The organism is Enterocloster citroniae, from assembly GCF_040545455.1.
Classification (GTDB): Bacteria; Bacillota; Clostridia; order Lachnospirales; family Lachnospiraceae; genus Enterocloster; species Enterocloster citroniae.
This window is the reverse complement of sequence record NZ_JBEPLZ010000015.1, coordinates 97,495-116,774: the sequence shown is the minus strand read 5'-3', so window position 1 is coordinate 116,774 and position 19,280 is coordinate 97,495. Positions and strand designations below refer to the sequence as shown.

At 49.2% G+C, this 19,280-nt stretch carries 17 protein-coding genes; 14 read left to right on the top strand and 3 right to left on the bottom strand.

Going from position 1 to position 19,280, the window contains the following annotated elements:
* Window positions 1-158 precede the first annotated feature (158 nt).
* Together ABID13_RS18470 and ABID13_RS18465 are read left to right on the top strand one after the other, a co-directional pair.
* A complete protein-coding gene (locus ABID13_RS18470; protein WP_048931076.1) occupies window positions 159-1,073 on the top strand; it encodes a sulfurtransferase in 915 nt (304 codons plus the stop codon).
* A 66-nt stretch (window positions 1,074-1,139) separates the two neighbouring features.
* Window positions 1,140-2,132, top strand: a complete 993-nt coding sequence (locus ABID13_RS18465; protein ID WP_007870672.1) for a rhodanese-like domain-containing protein — start codon at window positions 1,140-1,142, stop codon at window positions 2,130-2,132.
* 54 nt (window positions 2,133-2,186) lie between these two features.
* On the opposite strand, the gene ABID13_RS18460 is transcribed toward ABID13_RS18465, so the two are convergent.
* The gene (locus tag ABID13_RS18460) at window positions 2,187-3,182 is read right to left on the bottom strand and encodes an MBL fold metallo-hydrolase (protein ID WP_045091668.1); all 996 of its coding nucleotides are present in this window, start codon (window positions 3,180-3,182) and stop codon (window positions 2,187-2,189) included.
* A gap of 450 nt (window positions 3,183-3,632) precedes the next feature.
* Between ABID13_RS18460 and thrS the strand changes: the two genes are divergently transcribed.
* Window positions 3,633-5,387 (top strand): threonine--tRNA ligase, encoded by a 1,755-nt coding sequence (thrS, locus tag ABID13_RS18455; protein WP_007870650.1) that lies wholly within the window; start codon window positions 3,633-3,635, stop codon window positions 5,385-5,387.
* A gap of 82 nt (window positions 5,388-5,469) precedes the next feature.
* On the opposite strand, the gene ABID13_RS18450 is transcribed toward thrS, so the two are convergent.
* The gene (locus tag ABID13_RS18450; RefSeq protein WP_048931075.1) at window positions 5,470-6,177 is read right to left on the bottom strand and encodes a Crp/Fnr family transcriptional regulator; all 708 of its coding nucleotides are present in this window, start codon (window positions 6,175-6,177) and stop codon (window positions 5,470-5,472) included.
* A 169-nt stretch (window positions 6,178-6,346) separates the two neighbouring features.
* Between ABID13_RS18450 and deoD the strand changes: the two genes are divergently transcribed.
* Window positions 6,347-7,069, top strand: a complete 723-nt coding sequence (deoD, locus tag ABID13_RS18445) for a purine-nucleoside phosphorylase (protein WP_007870645.1) — start codon at window positions 6,347-6,349, stop codon at window positions 7,067-7,069.
* A 37-nt stretch (window positions 7,070-7,106) separates the two neighbouring features.
* Window positions 7,107-8,300, top strand: coding sequence for a phosphopentomutase (locus tag ABID13_RS18440; protein WP_007870644.1), 1,194 nt, complete (start codon window positions 7,107-7,109; stop codon window positions 8,298-8,300).
* Window positions 8,301-8,368: 68 nt separating this feature from the next.
* Here the strand turns inward: ABID13_RS18440 and ABID13_RS18435 are convergent, their stop codons facing one another.
* On the bottom strand, window positions 8,369-9,316 hold the full coding sequence (locus ABID13_RS18435; protein ID WP_048931074.1) for a sugar-binding transcriptional regulator: 948 nt from the start codon (window positions 9,314-9,316) through the stop codon (window positions 8,369-8,371).
* 229 nt (window positions 9,317-9,545) lie between these two features.
* Between ABID13_RS18435 and ABID13_RS18430 the strand changes: the two genes are divergently transcribed.
* From ABID13_RS18430 to deoC (ABID13_RS18390), 9 genes are all read left to right on the top strand, one after another.
* Window positions 9,546-10,442: a dihydrodipicolinate synthase family protein gene (locus ABID13_RS18430; RefSeq protein WP_048931073.1), complete on the top strand. Its 897-nt coding sequence runs from the start codon at window positions 9,546-9,548 to the stop codon at window positions 10,440-10,442.
* A 39-nt stretch (window positions 10,443-10,481) separates the two neighbouring features.
* Window positions 10,482-11,147: a deoxyribose-phosphate aldolase gene (gene deoC, locus ABID13_RS18425; RefSeq protein WP_045091670.1), complete on the top strand. Its 666-nt coding sequence runs from the start codon at window positions 10,482-10,484 to the stop codon at window positions 11,145-11,147.
* Window positions 11,140-12,270 (top strand): iron-containing alcohol dehydrogenase, encoded by a 1,131-nt coding sequence (locus ABID13_RS18420; protein WP_048931072.1) that lies wholly within the window; start codon window positions 11,140-11,142, stop codon window positions 12,268-12,270. The genes deoC (ABID13_RS18425) and ABID13_RS18420 overlap by 8 nt, the downstream gene beginning before the upstream one ends.
* A 159-nt stretch (window positions 12,271-12,429) precedes the next feature.
* The gene (deoC, locus tag ABID13_RS18415; RefSeq protein WP_082174004.1) at window positions 12,430-13,194 is read left to right on the top strand and encodes a deoxyribose-phosphate aldolase; all 765 of its coding nucleotides are present in this window, start codon (window positions 12,430-12,432) and stop codon (window positions 13,192-13,194) included.
* A 21-nt stretch (window positions 13,195-13,215) separates the two neighbouring features.
* A complete protein-coding gene (locus tag ABID13_RS18410; protein WP_045091672.1) occupies window positions 13,216-14,322 on the top strand; it encodes an ABC transporter ATP-binding protein in 1,107 nt (368 codons plus the stop codon).
* 23 nt (window positions 14,323-14,345) lie between these two features.
* Window positions 14,346-16,010, top strand: coding sequence for an ABC transporter permease (locus ABID13_RS18405; protein WP_045091673.1), 1,665 nt, complete (start codon window positions 14,346-14,348; stop codon window positions 16,008-16,010).
* Window positions 16,011-16,033: 23 nt separating this feature from the next.
* Window positions 16,034-17,719, top strand: coding sequence for a sensor histidine kinase (locus ABID13_RS18400; RefSeq protein ID WP_048931071.1), 1,686 nt, complete (start codon window positions 16,034-16,036; stop codon window positions 17,717-17,719).
* Window positions 17,720-17,753: 34 nt separating this feature from the next.
* Complete coding sequence (locus ABID13_RS18395) at window positions 17,754-18,638, top strand: response regulator transcription factor (RefSeq protein ID WP_082174003.1); 885 nt, start codon at window positions 17,754-17,756, stop codon at window positions 18,636-18,638.
* A complete protein-coding gene (deoC, locus tag ABID13_RS18390; RefSeq protein WP_045091675.1) occupies window positions 18,601-19,272 on the top strand; it encodes a deoxyribose-phosphate aldolase in 672 nt (223 codons plus the stop codon). Before ABID13_RS18395 ends, deoC (ABID13_RS18390) begins: the two co-directional genes overlap by 38 nt.
* Window positions 19,273-19,280: the final 8 nt, after the last annotated feature.

Sequence of the window (19,280 nt, the reverse complement as noted above, 5' to 3'; positions counted from 1 at the left end):
GCAATATAAAGAAGTCTTATGCCACATTATTACAAATATCAAGTATAATGAAAGATGAAATCTGTACGAAATAAGATTGAGGCCCTTATTTTGTGCTTATGATGGAACGCTGACTACAACTAATACTAGAAACAATCCGCTTTAAGAGGGAGGATTTTATGGGTTCGATTGCTAAAAAATTAACAATCTTTTCCTTCTTGGCAGTGCTGGCGGCCGTGATTACAGGCTGCAGCTCCCACACATTTGTTCAAGGTGAATCCCTGATCATGCCAACCAAGGACCTGACCGCTTACACAGGACAGAAAAAGGTGGTAATCGTGGATACACGGACCGCTGATGAGTACGGCGCAGGCCATGTGGCAGGCGCGGTAAATATTCCCACCGAGGATATTGTGATCAATGTTCCGGTAAAGAATATGCTTACCAGCAAAAAGAAGATTGAAAAGGTGATGGGGGAGAACGGCATTTCCAATGATACTCTTGTACTTGCTTATGATTCCAACAGGATGGGCGCGTCCCGTCTGTTATGGTCTTTATTCATGTACGGGCACCAGAACGTGAAGGTGATCGATGGAGGCTTTGATGCGATCCAGGGCGCGGGGATTCCCATGACAACGGATGTATCCGCCCCGGAACCGGCAGTATTTACTGCCCGCGAACCGTCACGCAGCTGGCTGGCTGATATGGATGATGTGAGAAAGCAGGCGGAGCAGCCGGATTCCCATGTGATACTGCTGGATGTGCGTACACAGGAGGAGTTTGCTGAAAAGGGAAAGGTTCCCGGCTCTGTTATCATCCCCTATGAGACTAACTTTTTCTCAGACGGGACCTTTAAGACAACACAGATCACCAGGATCAATTATCTGGAAGACAAGATCTATCCGGAAGATGAGATCATTGTATATTGCCAGACATCCATGCGGGCGGCGCCTGTATTTGTCCAGCTTTATGAGGCAGGATACCGGAATATCCGCATTTATGACGGCGCTTATCTGGAGTGGTCCTCCAACAGTGACAATCCTGTGGAAATGCCTGCAGGAGGAGCTGCGCCCGTTAAAAAGAATGCATCATAGGATTTGGGATACATGGTTAATAGTAACGAGTAAATAGAGAAGGACGATTAAAGAGAGGATTTTATTATGAAAAAAATGATTCCTGTTTTACTGGCGGCCATGGCTGCTGTCTCATTAAGCGCATGTGCCACAAAGACCGTGACAGAGACAGCCACAGCTGCCCCGGCAGCCACAGAGGCCCCTGCTGAAACTTCCGCAGATACAAGGGAAGAGACAGAGGCGGCGGAAGAAACTAAGGCAGAGGAGAGCAAGACCGATACGGTAAAGGAAGCTGCCATGGCTTACTTTGCAGAATTTCCGGATGATAAGCATATGATTGTTGTACCGGACCTGTTTGAGAAGATCGATGCAGGCGAGGATATGTTTATTATTGACATCAGAAGGCCGGAGGATTATACCCAGGGACATTTAAAAGGCGCCGTCAACCTGCCCTATGGAGCGGATGTGGCGGATAATCTGGATAAGATCCCTGATGATGTTCCGGTTTATGTAAACTGCTATACGGGCCAGACCTCTTCCCAGACCGTTGCCCTTCTCAATGTGGCAGGGAAATATGCAACCAACATCCAGAGCGGGTGGAATAACGGAATATCTCAGACAGAAGGATATGAGGCATATATTGATACGGAGGAAACAGCTCTTCCCCAGGATACATATGAGGTTGACCCTGCTGCTTTAGAGGCCATTGCGGCTTACTACAAAGAGGCCACCAGTAATACTATTTCATCCTTTAATTTTAAGCCTGAATCTCTGATGGAACTGGTAGATGCCGAGAGTGAGGATTACACCATCCTGTCCGTGCGCCAGGCAGAGGATTATGCAAAGGGCCACATTGCGGGAGCAATCAACATCCCATTTGCAAAGGGAATGCAGGAGCAGTTCTCCCAGATTCCAACAGATAAACCAGTGGTGGTTTACTGCTACACAGGCCAGACATCTTCCCAGACAACGGCGATCCTGCGTCTTTTAGGATATGAGGCATACTCTCTTCAGGGCGGTATGGGCAAGGAAGGCGGAGCTGGATGGCTGGGCGGCGGTTATCCGGTGGTGACGGAATAGCCAACGAACAGGCAAGTGAAAAGAATAAAATGCGATAAGCGGGCAGGCTCCTCATCAGTGAGGGGCTTGCCCGCTTAATTCATATGTCCAGATGTGATTGCCCTTATCACAGATGACCTTGCCCTGCTTTACAAGATGATCCAGGTGGGCCAGACATTCACCTACCGCAAAGAATTTCTGTACAGGCGGAAAGTCATCCCAGTTCCTGGCACGGATCTTCCACCGCATCAGACCTGTAATATCATAGGCGTTCATGCCGGGGGTCTGGGAAAGAATCTGTATGACCTCATCCAGCCTTCTGTGATGATGGGCGGTCAGATCCCGGATCCTCTGGTGGTAGTCCCCCTCCTTCCTGTGTCCGGGGAGAGCCAGGGTTACAGGATAGGTGCCGGCAGCCCTTAGGCTGTCCAGATAATTTCCCAGGGAGTCCTCCACACCATTCCATGCAGTGATATTAGGTGAAATATCAAAGAGGATATGATCACCGGTAAACATGATCCCAGGCTGTTCCATCCAGAACATCATGTGTCCGGGCGTATGGCCCGGGGTTGAAACCGCTGTCAGTATATGGTCTCCAATCTCAATCTTATCCTGATCCCCAATATAACAGAAGTTGCCTTCCGGTGATTCAATGGCCATCTCCGAGGCCGGGTTAATGGAATCGGCATATTCCAGCAGATCCTTGGGAAAACCTTCACGGATATATCTTTGATGGCGCAAATGGGAGCCATCCCCAAACAGATGGTCCTTCATGATCGTAAAATCAGTCTTGCTTATATAGATTTTGCTGTCTTTTCCCGCAATGCGCTGACACAGGCCCGTGTGGTCCGAGTGCAAATGGGTGGTGATGATATCCAGGCGGGAGGAACCGCTTCCCAGTTCCTTAAGCCCTTCCCTCAGCGCATCCTCACATTCCCGGCACCGGAAGCCGGTGTCGATCAGCAGATCCCGCTGTGTTCCGCGGATCCAGTAACTGTTTAATTCTTTTAAAGGGTTGCCGCTGAGCGGTACGCCGATACTGTAGATATCTTCTGTAATTTGCTTTACCATAATAGTTGATACTCCAATTTGAAATAAGACATGCCTGCAATTTGTAGTTTATCACGGTTTTGGGGTGGTGTAAAGCGGAGCGGGATAAAACTATCCTTGACAAATCATCCCCAGATGCTATAATCAAGGTTAGCAGAAATGCATAAAATGGCGTTGATGGAACCAGTAGTCAGTGGAATGTATCCAGAGAGCGGCCCAGGTGGTGGAAGGGCTGTATACATGAGATTGATGAAGACCAGTCCGGAGCCGTGTCAGGGATGTCCCGGAATGATCAGAAGGAATCATTGGACCGCAGTGATTCGGGAGGAACCAGGGAGGGAAATGGCACCGTGTCCCGCGTTAAGGGATGAATGAGTGAAAATCAAGGTGGAACCGTGTAGATGCACCCTTGGACATAGCGATATGTCCAGGGGTTTTTTAATTTCCCAAAGAGGATGAAAGGAGTTTCTAATGAAGATTATTTTACCAGACGGAAGCGTACAGGAAGCAGAGGATGAGTTAAGGGCGATCCGCCACACTGCATCCCATGTGCTGGCACAGGCAGTAAAGAGGCTGTATCCTGAGACAAAGCTGGCAATCGGACCGGCCATTGACGATGGATTTTACTATGATTTTGACAGAGAGGGAGGATTCACACCTGAGGACCTGGAGAAGCTGGAATCAGAGATGACAAAGATCGTCAAGGAAAATCTTCCGGTGAAGCCTTTTGTGCTTCCAAGGGACGAGGCCATTAAGTTTATGGAGGAGAAGAGCGAGCCTTATAAGGTGGAGCTGATCCAGGATCTTCCTGATGAGGAAACCATCAGCTTTTACCAGCAGGGGGAGTTCGTGGACCTGTGCGCAGGACCCCATATCATGTATACAAAGGGCGTAAAGGCATTTAAACTGACCAGTATTGCCGGCGCTTACTGGAGGGGCAGCGAGAAGAACAAGATGCTGACCAGAATCTACGGCACTGCATTTTCCAATAAGACAGACCTGGAAAGCTACCTGACCATGATGGAGGAGGCCAAGAAGCGGGACCACAGAAAGCTGGGCAAGGAGCTGGGACTGTTTATGTTTGCTGAGGAAGGACCCGGATTCCCGTTCTTCCTTCCAAAGGGCATGACACTTAAGAATACACTGATTGATTACTGGCGCGAGATCCATCAGAGGGATGGATATCAGGAGGTATCCACACCGATCATCCTGAGCCGTAAGCTGTGGGAGAATTCCGGCCACTGGGATCATTACAAGGATAACATGTATACCACGGTGATCGATGAGGAGGATTACGCGGTTAAGCCAATGAACTGTCCGGGCGGTATGCTGGTATATAAGAACCAGCCTCATTCCTACCGTGACCTGCCCCTGCGCGTGGGCGAACTGGGTCTGGTTCACCGCCATGAGAAGAGCGGACAGCTTCACGGCCTGATGAGGGTGCGCTGCTTTACACAGGATGATGCTCATATTTTCATGAGGGATGACCAGATTGAGGATGAGATCAAGGGCGTAACAAAGCTGATCAATGAAGTTTACACTCAGTTTGGATTTGAATATTTTGTGGAGCTGTCCACAAGACCGGAAGATTCCATGGGATCTGACGAGGATTGGGAGATGGCTACCAACGGACTTAAAAAGGCGTTGGAGGACATGGGCCTGGAGTATATTGTAAACGAGGGAGACGGCGCGTTTTATGGTCCTAAGATTGATTTCCATCTGAGGGATTCCCTGGGCAGGACATGGCAGTGCGGCACCATTCAGCTGGATTTCCAGATGCCTCAGAGATTTGACCTGGAGTACACGGCAGAGGATGGTTCAAAGAAGCGTCCTATTATGATCCACCGCGTATGCTTTGGATCCATTGAGCGTTTTATCGGTATCCTGATCGAGCATTTTGCAGGCAAGTTCCCGGTATGGCTGGCTCCAGTACAGGTAAAGGTAATCCCTGTGTCTGAGAAGTCCATGGATTACGCAACAGGCGTGTACGAAAAGCTGAAGGCTGCCGGTATCCGCACAGAGCTGGATCACAAGGATGAGAAGGTGGGATATAAGATCCGTCAGGCTCAGCTGGAAAAGGTTCCGTTTATGCTGGTTCTGGGTGAGAAGGAAGCTGCCGAGGGCGCCATTACGGTGAGAAGCCGTGACAAGGGTGATCTGGGCGCCGCACAGCTGGAAGACTTTATTGCTGATATTAAGAGGATGGTTGAAGCAAAAGAGAAATAAGGTTCTGGATTTAAGGGCTGGGCTGAAAAATATAAGCTCAGCCCTATTGATTATGGAAATACGATCTAGGAGGACTGCACTTCTATGAGTACGGATCCAGGCCGTTCATCATGTTCTCCAGCTGTGTTGAGGTCAGAAGGATCTTTCCGCCGGACAGGGCCAGCATATCCTTATGTTCCATTTCCTTTAGAAGGCGGTGGATTGTGCGCAGGGAACATCCGGTCTTGGTGGCCAGGAACTCCCGGTTTAGTTTCAGCCGGAAAATGCCGTCCACAGGGGAAACCTTGCCGGCTTCCTGACAGATAACGTATGTACACCTCTCTTCATAGGACATGAGCAGGTAACGGCGGCTGGAATTCAGCTGCAGGGAAAGCTTTTTCATCAGCAGCCTGGTGCGGAAGAACAGCGCCACGCTGTCAGCGCTGATCCACTGAAGGTAAAATCTGGCAGGAATGGTAAGGCACACTGAGGGTTCCCTGGCCTGGACCGTGACAAAACTTTCCGTGTCCTCTGAAAACAGCTCGTAGTCACCTACAATATCAAAGGGAACAATATCAAAAAAGCTGTACGGTACTTCACCTGCTTTTTCCTCAATGGCCTGCAGCCGTCCGGATACCAGGATATATACAGTACCGCAGGGGGAGCCTGCTTCAATGAGAAGCTGCCCTGCCGGGAAAGAACTGAGTGTCAGATAGTTGCGGATCAGGATGGGGCATGCTGAAAAGAGGCGTTCCACGGATGGAAAACACTCGTATTTGCGGCAGGCGGATAGTATGTTATCCCATTTCATAGTATCTCCCTATACAAAATTAGTAACTGTTCAGAACACCCATTGTCCCTCCGTCCTGAACTGTTACCAAAATAATTTATAAAAAAAGTGACATTTGGCATTTTCTATTATTTACTTACAGTTTAAAATAAAAACATATGAATTGCAAGAGAAAGAGGAGGTTATTCTTATGGGAACACCACACAACAGCGCAATGCCGGGAGAGATTGCCAAGACCGTATTAATGCCGGGAGATCCGCTGAGAGCGGAATTTATTGCAAAGAACTGGCTGACTGATGTAAAATTGGTGAGTAAGGTGCGCAATATTTATGCATTCACAGGCAAATTTGAAGGAAAAGAAGTAACTGTTATGGCCAGCGGAATGGGAATGCCAAGTATCGGCATCTATTCTTATGAGCTGTTTACACAGTATGGTGTGGAGAGAATCATCCGCATTGGTTCAGCAGGTGCTTACAGTGAACGATTGAAACTGTATGATGTGGTTCTGGCAGAGGAGTGCTGGAGCGAGTCCAGTTTCGGACAGACCCAGAATGGGGATACCTCAGACATCAAATATCCGGATCCTGAGTTGAATCAGGTGATTTTGGAAGCGGGAAATAAATGCGGGATCGAAGTGATACCAGCAAAAATCCATTCCAGTGATGTATTTTACAGTGAGCCGGGAATGGACAGCTTCCAGGAGATCTATGCCAAGCACGGCAGTGAATGTGTGGAGATGGAGAGCTTTGCCCTGTTCCACAACGCAAAGGTGCTGGGAAAAAAAGCGGCGTGCCTGCTGACAATTTCCGATTCCTTTATTACCGGGGAAAAGGCCACTGTGGAGGAACGTCAGGAAGCATTTGGCAATATGATGAAGGTTGCTTTAAAGACAGCGGCCATGATGGCGGATTAAGTAACAAGTTGTATTGATGGATAGGAGAATGGAAAGAATGGGAAAATTCAAACGTATATTTGTGATCGTAGTTGATTCATTTGGCGCCGGAAACGGCAGGGATGCAAAGGCTTATGGGGATGAGGGCACTGATACCATGGGGCACATTGCCGAGAGTGTGGACCATTGGGAAATCCCCAACCTGCAGAAATTGGGAATGGCTAATATGCATCCCCTTAAGGGAGTTGCGCCCGTGGAAAAGCCCATGGGATACTACACGGTAATGAATGAGAACAGCTGCGGCAAGGACACCATGACCGGACACTGGGAGCTGATGGGGATCAAGACCGTGAAACCTTTTGTGACATTTACGGAGACTGGATTTCCAAAGGAGCTGATTGAGGAGCTGGAAAAGCGCACCGGTCATAAGGTGATTGGAAACAAGAGCTCCAGTGGAACCACAATTTTGGATGAACTGGCAGAGGAAGAGATTGCAACCGGCCATATGATCGTGTATACCTCCGCTGATTCCGTACTTCAGATCTGTGGCAACGAGGAGACATTTGGACTGGATGAGCTGTACCGCTGCTGTGAGATTGCAAGGGAGCTGACCATGAAGGACGAATGGCGTGTGGGACGCGTCATTGCAAGACCTTATGTGGGAAAGAAAAAAGGTGAATTCAAGCGTACCAGCAACCGCCACGATTATGCCCTTAAGCCCACGGGCAAGACGGCTCTTGACGCGCTGAAGGAACATGGATTTGAGGTTATCTCTGTTGGCAAGATCCGCGATATCTTTGACGGAGAGGGCATTACAAAGGCATATAAGTCCAAGAGTTCGGTCCATGGCATGGAGCAGACCATTGATATTATCAAGGATGAGGATTTTGAGGGACTTTGTTTTGTGAACCTGGTGGATTTTGACGCTCTGTGGGGACATCGCAGGAATCCCCAGGGTTATGCAAAGGAAGTGGAAATGTTCGATGTGAAGCTGGGAGAGGCATTGGCGGACTTACGGGAGGACGATCTTTTGATGATCACAGCCGATCACGGAAATGATCCCACCTATTCAGGCACCGACCACACCAGGGAGCAGGTTCCACTTTTGATTTATTCCAAACAGTTTGAGGGAAGCGGAGCGCTTAAGGAGACCGATACATTTGCGGCAGTGGGAGCTACTATTGCAGAGAACTTTGGGGTAAAGATGCCGGAGGGTACCATTGGATCATCGATCCTGGGTCAGCTGTCTTAACACTGTTATACCAAACATGATCCAGGGGGCCAGGATGTATACATCCTGGCCCCAAACTGATTCGTTTTCTATAATTCCAACAAAAGCCTGGCTGATATGGAGTCTATGGACAGAACATTGACATAGCCGGCCTTTAGGGCGGAATAAAGGACAGGCACCTTTTCGGAACTGGTGACATAGGCGAACAGGTACTCCTTTTCCCTGAGAACATCCAGGGGGATGGCCAGGGTCCTTTGATCCAGCCCCTCATCGCACAGCTTTCCCTTCTGGTCGATGAAATGACAGCATATGCTGCCCACAGAGCCGCATTGGTTCATCAGATCCAGGTCCGAGTAATTGATATATCCCGACCGGTACAGGCAGCAGGAGGTGTCGGAGGGGGCCAGGCTTACGATCAGCTTGTTGCACTGGAGCATGGATTCATACAGCTTCTTTACTTTGGAATCATGGAGCAGCATTTCCAGGATCAGGGGTGAGTCAAAGACAGCCGGGCATGGGAATATAAAGGCGTTCTGGGTGTGGAGACGCTGTCCCATCAGGTCAATGATCTCACTGGCATGGTTCCTTGTGCTGGTATTATCAATATGTCCGATGATCTGATAAAGGGAAATATCATCCAGGGACAGTTCCGGAAAATATCTGGCCATGGTATATAATGTATATCCCCAGGATATCCCGATCCTGTCATGGGGCCTAAAAAAGCCGGAGAAAAAACGGGCTGTCTCCTGGGCCGTGATCTGTAAGGCAAGCTGATCGTCATCATGGGGTACGGAAATAACCTTGACAGCCTTTAAGGGAAAGCGCTTTAACAGCTGTTCTTCCTGAAAACGGCTGATCTCATTCCTGCCGTCTATGAATATCTTTACGATCCCGTTTTCCCGGGCATCAGCCAAAAGCCGTGACACCTTTGGACGGGATATGTTGTAGCGGTGCGCGATCTCTGACTGGGTGAGATTACTGTTGTAATATAAATCTGCTATATTCTTCATCAGTTCCATATTTAAGTCGGTTTTCATAATCCCCTCGCATCTGTGCTGTAATTTGTTTGATTGTGTTCCTTAAGAACAATAGTACAATGAAAAAAATAAAAAAGCAAGAACTAAAAAATGAACATAAATTCATTTTTGAACAAAAATTAGATTTAGCTTGACGGTATCATTTATATTCGATATAATTTAGGTGAACAATATTTCATATATGATCAAAGGTTCATAAAATTCATCCGTTTCAGGAGAAGGAGGCAATATGAATGTGAAGCCGTCATTTGCAGGGGTTGTGACTGAGATTATTACACCATTTGGGGAAAATGGGGAACTGGACGAAGCTCTGCTGAGGGAAGAGGTGGAACAGCAGGTCAAAAGCGGGGTACAGGGGCTGTTTACCAACGGGCTGGCCAGTGAGTGTCTGTCCATGACCATGGAGGAAAAGAAAGAGGCCACCAGGATCGTATGCAGCCAGACAAAGGGAAGGATCCCTGTCATGTCCAATATTACGGGGAACCACTATGAGGAGTGCAAAGAACTTCTAAAGGCCAGCAAGGAGGCGGGAGCTGACGCTGTGGCGCTGACCCAGCCGCTGGTCTACAGCTGCACACAGGATGGGATCTATGATTTTTTCTCGGACCTGATCAGGGAATCGGACCTGCCGGTCTGCATCTATAATGCGCCCCAGACCTGCAATACACTTTCGCCGTCCACGGTTGCAAGGCTGCTTAATGAGCATGAGGAGGTACTCTACTATAAGGAGAGCACCATAGATGTGGTCCATATGCAGAATACCATGAGGCTGATCAACCGGGACAAAGAGTATGAATTTCTGGCAGGAAGCGATGCATCCATCCTGCCTGTGGCCTCATTGGGGGGAAAGGGCGTGATATCACTGATCTCTGCGGTATTTCCTGAGATCATACTCCAGCTGTGGAGTGAGATCCAGGACGGACAGACCGAACAGGCAAGGAATACCCAGGATAAGATCCTTGCGATCAGGGAGACTTTAAAGACAGGCCCGTTTATGGCAGGATACAAGTATGCATGTGAACTGGTGGGAATCCCGGCCGGAATGGTGAGAAGACCATTGAGCGGGCTGCGCCAGGGTGAAAAGGATAAGATCCATACAGGACTGCAGAAACTTAACTTAATTTAAAATAATAAGGTAAAATAATAAGAGTAGGGAGAATGAATGATGAATCGTAATAAAATTGCAAAAATGTGTGACCATACATTGTTAAAAGCATTTGCAGAGGAGAAGCAGATCGAGGTGCTGTGCAGGGAGGCTGTGGAGAATAAGGTGGCGTCCGTGTGTGTAAATCCCTGTTATGTGGCAAAGGCGGCACAGCTGTTAAAGGGGTCTGATGTCAGGGTCTGCACCGTGATCGGATTTCCTCTGGGAGCTAATACCAGCGACACAAAAGCGTTTGAGACCAGGGATGCGATCTCAAAGGGGGCAGAGGAAGTGGATATGGTCATCAATGTGGGAGCATTAAAATCCGGCCATATGGATTTGGTGTATGAGGATATAAAGGCAGTGGTGGATGCTGCCGCCGGAGTCCTCACAAAGGTGATCATTGAAACATGCTATCTCACGGATGAGGAAAAGCGGGAGGTCTGCCTTCTTGCCAAAAAGGCAGGGGCTGATTTTGTTAAAACGTCAACCGGCTTTGGGACAGGAGGAGCCACTGCCCATGATGTGCGGCTGATGAAGGAGACTGTGGGGGATTCCATGAAGGTAAAAGCATCCGGAGGCATGAGGACCTATGAGGATGTGCTGCCCGTACTTGAGGCAGGGGCGGACCGTCTGGGTGTAAGCGCCACCCTGGAGATCCTTGCCGGGGCTGAGGCTCATGGATAATAGTCTGAACATGGATTATTTCCTTCCTGTACGTCTGGTAACAGGGCCGGGATGCGTGTGGGAGGGAAGGAAGCTGTTTAAGGAGCTGGGAACAAGCTGCCTGATTGTCACCGGACAGCATGGGGCAAAGGATTCCGGCGCCTTGCAGGATGCTGTAAAGGCCCTGGATTCACAGAAGATATCATGGGATGTCTTTGACCAGGTGGAATCCAATCCCCTGATCTCCACGGCGCGCAGGGCAGGGGATGAGGCGCGGCGGATCCGGGCCGGCTTTATCATGGGGATCGGAGGCGGGTCTGCCATTGACTGCAGTAAAATGGCCGCGGTGTTTGCCCGCAACCAGATGCCCGGAGACTCTCTGTACCAGGCTGCGCCCCACTGGGAGCACGTTCCACTGCCATTGGTGCAGATCGGGACCACGGCCGGGACTGGAAGTGAGATCAATCCCTACAGTGTCCTTACCTCGGATATTACAGGACGCAAGAAATCCGTTAGCTTTGATCACGGATATGCCAGGGTGGTGTTCGGAGACCCGCGCTATACCATGTCTCTGTCCTATGATATTACGGTATCCACTGCCCTGGATGCCCTGTGCCATGCGACAGAAGGTTTTTTCTGCAAGGCGTCCAACCTTATGACAGACATGGCGGCAATGTCCGCGGCACAGCTGATCCTGCCGGTCCTGGCAGGGATGGAGAGGGGGAAGGAGCTGACCGCAGGCCAGAGGGAACAGCTGTATTACGGTTCCCTGTTTGGAGGCATGGTGATCAATAAAACAGGCACCGCTTACTGCCATGTATTTGGGTATTACCTAACAGAGACATTCCTCACACCTCACGGAATGGCCTGTGCAGAATTCCTGCCCCATTACATCCGGCGTTCGGCCCGTTTATGCCCGGATAAAGCAGCCTATTACCAACAGCGCTGCGGCATGGACATGGAGGAGATCTGCGTGCTAATCGAAAGCCTGACAGCCCATGAACCGTGGCCCTGTACAAAGGAGGAACTGTTAAAAGCCGCAGAGCGGTGGAGGATGGGTCCTCACAAAAATTTTGTAAAATCCCCGGGTGATTTTGGCAGTGATGAGATTACAGAGACATTTCTCCAGGTCATGATGAAATAGAACATGAGTCTGAAATAGAAAATGGATCCCACAAACAGACGGATGCTTGTGGGATCCATTTTTAGTTCATGTTTTTAGATGTTTTGCCAGGTTTGTCGGATTGTGGCGGCCATAGGGCAATGATACAATGAAACCATAATAAAAAGGAAGAAGGTAAATATGATGGAAGGTAACGTAAATGTATGGAAATCGGGGGATCACATTACTGCCGGGGATGTGGCTATGACCATCGACCACTCCCTGCTGAGGCCGGACATTACGGTTAAGGAGCTGGTAGAAGGATGCGGTATCGCTAAGAAATACGGCTGTGTTTCAGTGTGCGTCAGACCTTCGGACCTGCCGGTTGTGGTAAGGGAGCTGGAGGGAAGCGGCGTCCTGGTGACCACGGTAGCAGCATTTCCCCACGGAACGGCAAGCACCAAAAGCAAGATATTTGAAACCATGGACGCCATTGTACACGGGGCAGTGGAGGTGGATGTAGTGATGAACATTGCCCGCTTCCTTTCCGGCGAATATGACTATGTGGAGCAGGAACTGAGGGAAGTGGCAAGATCTGCCCACAATCTGGGAGCCAGGGTAAAGGTGATCTTTGAGAACCATTATCTGAGTCCGGAACAGATTACCCATGCGTGCAGGATCGCGGAGGCAGCGGGAATGGATTTCGTCAAAACATCCACTGGTTATGCACCCACAGGGGCAACCATTGAGGACCTTAAGAATATGAGGAAAAGCTGCTCCCCGCATGTGAGTGTGAAAGCTGCAGGAGGGGTGAGGACACTTGACGCAGCGCTGGCAGTCCTTTCCACAGGAACCATACGGATCGGGACCAGGGGTACGGTGGAGATCATGGAGGAAGCAATCAGGAGGGAAAAGGAAGGTACTCTGGTTGTCCGGGAAGAAGGCACATTGGGCGGAGGGTATTAAAGTCATAGGAGGAGACACAGGATGAGCGTTTCGATTGGGATTAATCATGTAGTAAAAAAATATGGTGAAAATACGATCATTCCGGATTTGTCCGTGGAGATAAAAAACGGGGAATTTTTTACTCTCTTAGGTCCGTCCGGCTGTGGGAAAACTACCCTTCTCAGGATGATCGCGGGTTTTAACACCATAGAGGGGGGAGAAATCTGCTTTGACGACAAGGTCATCAACCGGATCGATGCACACAAGCGGAATATTGGCATGGTATTTCAGAATTATGCCATATTTCCCCATATGACGGTGAGGGAAAATGTGGAGTACGGGCTGAAACTTAGAAAAGAGCCAAAGGATTCCATGAAGAAAAAGATAGATGAGATTTTAAGCGTAGTGCAGATCCAGGAGTACCAGGACCGCCTGCCCCAGAACCTGTCCGGTGGACAGCAGCAAAGGGTTGCCCTTGCCAGGGCCATTGTGATCCATCCCAGCGTGCTGCTAATGGATGAGCCCCTTTCCAACCTGGACGCAAAGCTGAGGATCGAAATGCGTTCCGCCATCAGGGAAGTGCAGCATCAGGTAGGGATCACCACTGTTTACGTCACCCATGACCAGGAGGAGGCGCTGGCTATCTCAGACAGGATCGCGGTCATGAAATCCGGTGTCATCCAACAGGTGGGCACGCCTGAGCGCATCTATTCACGTCCGGCCAACACCTTTGTGTCCACATTTATTGGACACAGTAATTTGTTCCATGCTACAATATGTAAGGAAATAGGATTTACAGGAATCTGCCTGGCCAATGGTTACAGGATCGGGATGGATAACCTGGCGGATGAGGCCCAAAACGGCCAGAGGGCAGTGGTGTCCATCCGGCCGGAAGAATTCTCCCTGCAGCCGGGGGTCAGAGCCAGGATCACGGAAACTACCTTCCTGGGAAAATATATTAATTATGTATTGGAGTTTGAGGATTCCATGGTGCTTGCGGGACAGCCCAGCATTGAGTTCACACAGGATCTGGGGCATTCGGAGCTGCTGCATCATGTGGGGGACCTCATTGACCTTAAACCAAATGCCGCTAAGATCAATGTGTTTACAGAAGACCAGGAACACAGTCTGATCAAAGCAGCGGTATGAGGCGTACAGAACGGAGGGTAGGTATGATTCAAAAATTTAAATCCCGTTACAGGTGGGATTTCTGGAAATCAGTTACAGTTGTCATCCTGCTTGTATTTATATTATTCTTGATCTATCCATTATTTTCACTGTTTATCAGCGGGTTTAAGGACCCAGCCAGCGGACAGTGGAGTCTGAGCAATTTCCAGAAATTTTTTGGTAAGCGTTACTATTTTGGCGCGCTGAAAAACAGTTTTAAGCTAACGGTCTGCGTAACCGCGTTTACAGTCCTGATAGGGACCCCGCTGGCATACTTTATGACAACCTGTAAGATCAGAGGAAAAGGATTGGTTGAGATATTAATTATCATATCCATGATGTCCCCTGCTTTTATCGGAGCCTATTCATGGATCCTACTGTGCGGAAGAAGCGGGTGGGTCACCAAATTTGTGGAAAGCCATTTTGGGATCAGGACCCCATCCATCTACGGGTTTGGAGGAATGCTTCTTGTATTTACATTAAAGCTATATCCGTTTATCTATATGTACGTATCAGGAGCACTGAAAAAGATCGATGTCTCTTTAAGTGAAGCAGCGGAAAGCCTGGGCTGCAACGGGGTGAAGAAAGTGGCCACCATCATTGTGCCCCTGATCATGCCCACCGTGTTTGCAGGAGCCCTCCTGGTTTTTATGAATTCACTGGCAGACTTTGGCACTCCCATGCTGATTGGAGAGGGATATCAGACCATGCCGTCCCTGATCTACAACGAGTTTGTAAGTGAGACAGGCGGGGAAGCCAACTTTGCAGCGGCCATGGCAGCGATCATGGTTCTTGTGACAGCGGTGATGTTTACGGCCCAGAAGTATTTTGTGAACAAGAAGTCCTTTACCATGTCCTCTTTAAGGCCCATTAAGGCCAAACAGGTGACAGGGATCAAAAATGTTCTGATCCACGGGTTTGTGTACACCGTAGTAGGCCTGGCGATCCTGCCTCAGCTGACGGTTATCTACACATCATTCCTGAACACAAAGCGGGCGGTATTCCTGGAGGGGTATTCCCTGGTCAGCTACCGGATGATCTTTTCAAACCTGGGCAAGGCTGTGCGCAACACCTATGTATTCGGCCTGGCCGCCATTATCGTTATTGTGCTTCTTGGGATCTTTATCGCGTATCTTTCCATCAGGCGCAAGAATGTGTTTACCAGCATGATCGATACCCTGACCATGTTCCCTTATATCATACCGGGGTCTGTTTTGGGAATCACGTTGCTGCTGGCCTTTAATCACAAGCCGCTGCTGCTCAGCGGCACGCCATATATCATTATTATTGCTTTTATTGTGCGGAGACTGCCCTATACCCTGCGCTCAAGCGCGGCCATACTGTATCAGATCAGTCCCAGCATGGAGGAGGCATCCATCAGCCTTGGGGCTTCCCCGGTAAAGACATTCTTCAAAGTGACCGTAGTGATGATGATGCCGGGCGTACTGTCAGGGGCCATATTGAGCTGGATAACGGTCATCAATGAATTGGGGGCATCCATCATCCTCTTTACAGGTAAGACGCTTACCATGTCGGTGGCGATCTACCAGGAGGTGATCAGGGCCAGTTACGGAACAGCGGCAGCCCTGGCAACCATCTTAACAATGACAACGATCATATCACTGTTGATTTTCTTTAAGTTGTCAGGCGGAAGGGATGTTAGTTTGTAACAGAAAGGCGGGCATGGCGGGACATGAAAGATATCAGATATGGGGAATTTAGACGAAGTATTCGCAGGACCCTGATTCTTTATGCCCTTTTTCCCGCCATGTGCATGGTCCTCATTGTGGAACTCATCTTTTATTTCGCATGGAACCAGGGGGTGTGCGAGCGCAATAACCAGTGCAACACACAGATATCCCAGAGCCTGGAGGACTATATCGCAAGGTTTCGCAGTGCCTGTGAGGCAGCGTCCGGATGGGATCTGGACGTACCGGAATGGGACGTACCGTCCATCAGCGCACAGTTATATGAGGTTGTGGGCGACATGCCTTGCAAAGCTGATTTTTTTGTGCTGGATAGTGAACGGCAGCTGATCGCGGCCAGCACCAGGCTTCTGCCCCAGATATTATCGGACCCGGACAGGCCTGCCTGTGGGATCATGAGACAGATGGAGCGCGGTCCGGGGCAGTCCATGGTGTCGTTCTCCAGGCTGGACACAAAGGACTCAGGCAATCTGGAGCTGGAAGTGGGACAGGCTCTTTATGAATCAGGATCCATAAAGGGATATCTGCTGTTTACCATAAGGGGCTCGGATTTCCTGCGCTCTGCGGGGGCGCTTCCCGCGCTGCTCATTATTACGGACCGGTACGGCAATATTTTTGTATCCAATGCCTATCAGTTCCAGGATGAGATGGATAACCTGGATGCAAAGGTAATGGAAGCAGAGGAATATCTGCATTTTGAGGATGACGTGTATTCGACTGTTAAGGATGAGGTGGAGGATGGAAAGATCGTGATCTACACCCTGTCTTCCGTACAGATCATCCGAACCCTGTTTACCCTGCTGACCATTATCCTTATATTTGTTTTTGCCGTTATGGTGATGACCATTTTTCTGAGTACGGACAAGATCGCGGCCAGCAAGACCAAGATCATTGACGAGGTGACCAGGGCATTTGACTGTGTCCGGGAGGGGAATCTCAATGTTCCCCTGAATATTAAAACAGGTGATGAGTTTGAGATCATAGGGGATTCCTACAATGTGATGCTCTCCGAGTTTGACAATCTGATCCAGCTGAATAAGGAGAAGACAAGGCAGACCGTGATGGCTGAGATCAAGCATTTGGAAAGCCAGTTTGACGCACACTTTCTGTATAACACCCTGGAGGTAATCCGGGTACTTATACGGATCGACCCGAGAAGGGGAGAGCGGATGATCATCAATCTGTCCAGCCTGCTGCGGTATTCGGTAGACAACAAGAAGGAAGAAGTCACCATAATGGAGGATATGGGGTATACATATTATTACCTGGAGATATTGGAAGCCAGGTTCAAGGAGCGGTTTTGTTATCACATCAATATCCATCATGATACAGAAGACTGTATTATACCAAAACTGTTGTTCCAGCCCATTATAGAAAATGCGGTAAAATATGGGTTTGGGGACAGGGAAACACTTACTGTCATGGTTACATCGCGGGTAATGGAAGGGGACCTGGTCATTGCCATTTATAATGACGGGGTAGGTATGGAGAAGGAGGCGCTTCGGCGTCTGACCGATTCCCTGGAAGAATCCAGTAATCCTGAAAATAAACTGGGGCTGTATAATATCCATCGAAGGATACACCTGATGTATGGACCGGACTATGGACTGGAAATACGCAGTGAAATGGAAAGCGGTACGGTTGTAAAGATACGGCTGCCGGTACATAGATAAGATTCACTATCACAGGACTGCGGGGGAGGAATAAGTGCTGAAAGTAGTGATTGTGGAAGACGAAGAACTGATCCGGACGGGATTGGAGTATATGATCGACTGGATCAAAATGGACTGCACCCTGTCCGGCGTGGCAAAGGATGGGGCAGAGGGGCTTACAATGATCTGTGAAAAACATCCGGACGTGGTGATAACCGATATCCGGATGCCGGTCATGGATGGGATCGAGATGATCCGGCAGGCCCGGAAAAAATGCCATTTCCGTACGGTCATTTTGACCGGTTATTCAGATTTTGAATATGCCAAATCAGCCATTCAGCTGAAGGTATCGGATTACCTGTTAAAGCCCGTGGATGAGATCCAGCTGGAACATGTCATGGCGGACATCCACAGGGAGATTGAGTACAGCCAGACTTACATGGAGATCATGGAGCTTACTAAGAACAAGACCAAGCAGGAGCTGGAGGACTGGAGTATTTACCGGTACAAGGACAGTTTTGAAAATGTCTATGTGGTGAAGGCAATGAATATGATCTGTGAACAGTATGACAAAAAACTGACCGTGGAGTCGGTGGCCGAGGAACTGGGGATCAGCATCAGCTATCTCAGCCGTAAGCTGAAGGAGTTCACAGACCAGACATTTCTGGACATCCTTAACAGATACCGGATCCAAAAATCAGTCCAGCTTTTAAAGGATGGAACATGGAAGGTATATGAGATTGCAAACCGGGTGGGATTCAGCGATTACAAATATTTTTGTTCTGTTTTTAAAAAGTATACAGGGATGTCCCCAACGGAGTTTGTAAAGAGTACAAACCAGGCCATATACCATATCAGCAATAAAAAGGACAGGGAAAAGGCGGAAGAAGGGAAGGGGAAAAATGAAACTGACAAAAAGCAGGCTGGAGCCGATGATTGACGCTTCCATTGGAAATAAACCGGCGCCCATGCTGGAAGAATTCAGGGGATTTGTAAAACAGACCAGTGGTTACGGGTTTGCTGTTACCCTGGCTGAACCATATTATGTTAAAACCGCGGCAGAGATACTCCATCCGCTGGGAAAAAAGGTGTGTACGGTGCTGTCATATCCTCTTGCGGGTATGACTCATGAGACAAAAATGCTCCAGGCCAGGACGGCCATTGCGGATGGCGCCGATGAGCTGGATATATCCATGGACCTGAGCCTGTTTTTATCCGGCAGATATGAGGAAGCCAAGGAGGATATGAAAGGGTTTGTGCACCTGACCCAGGAACATAACGTGCTTATGAAAATGATCTATTTTGCCAGCCGTCTTTCAGCGGATGACCAGAAACGGGCGGCCCAAATGGCGGTTGAGCTGGGTATCCCGTTCTTAAAGACAAATCCGGGGTTTGGGGCAGTGACAACCCCTGGTCAGATCAGATTCATAAAACAGCACTATGCAGGGATGATACAGGTGATGGCATCCGGAGGCGTGAGGACTGCGGAGGACGCAATGGCCATGGTGGAGGCGGGCGCGGACCGTATTGCCACCAGCACACCGTTTAGGATCCTTGAACAGCTGCCGGAATAAGGGGGGTA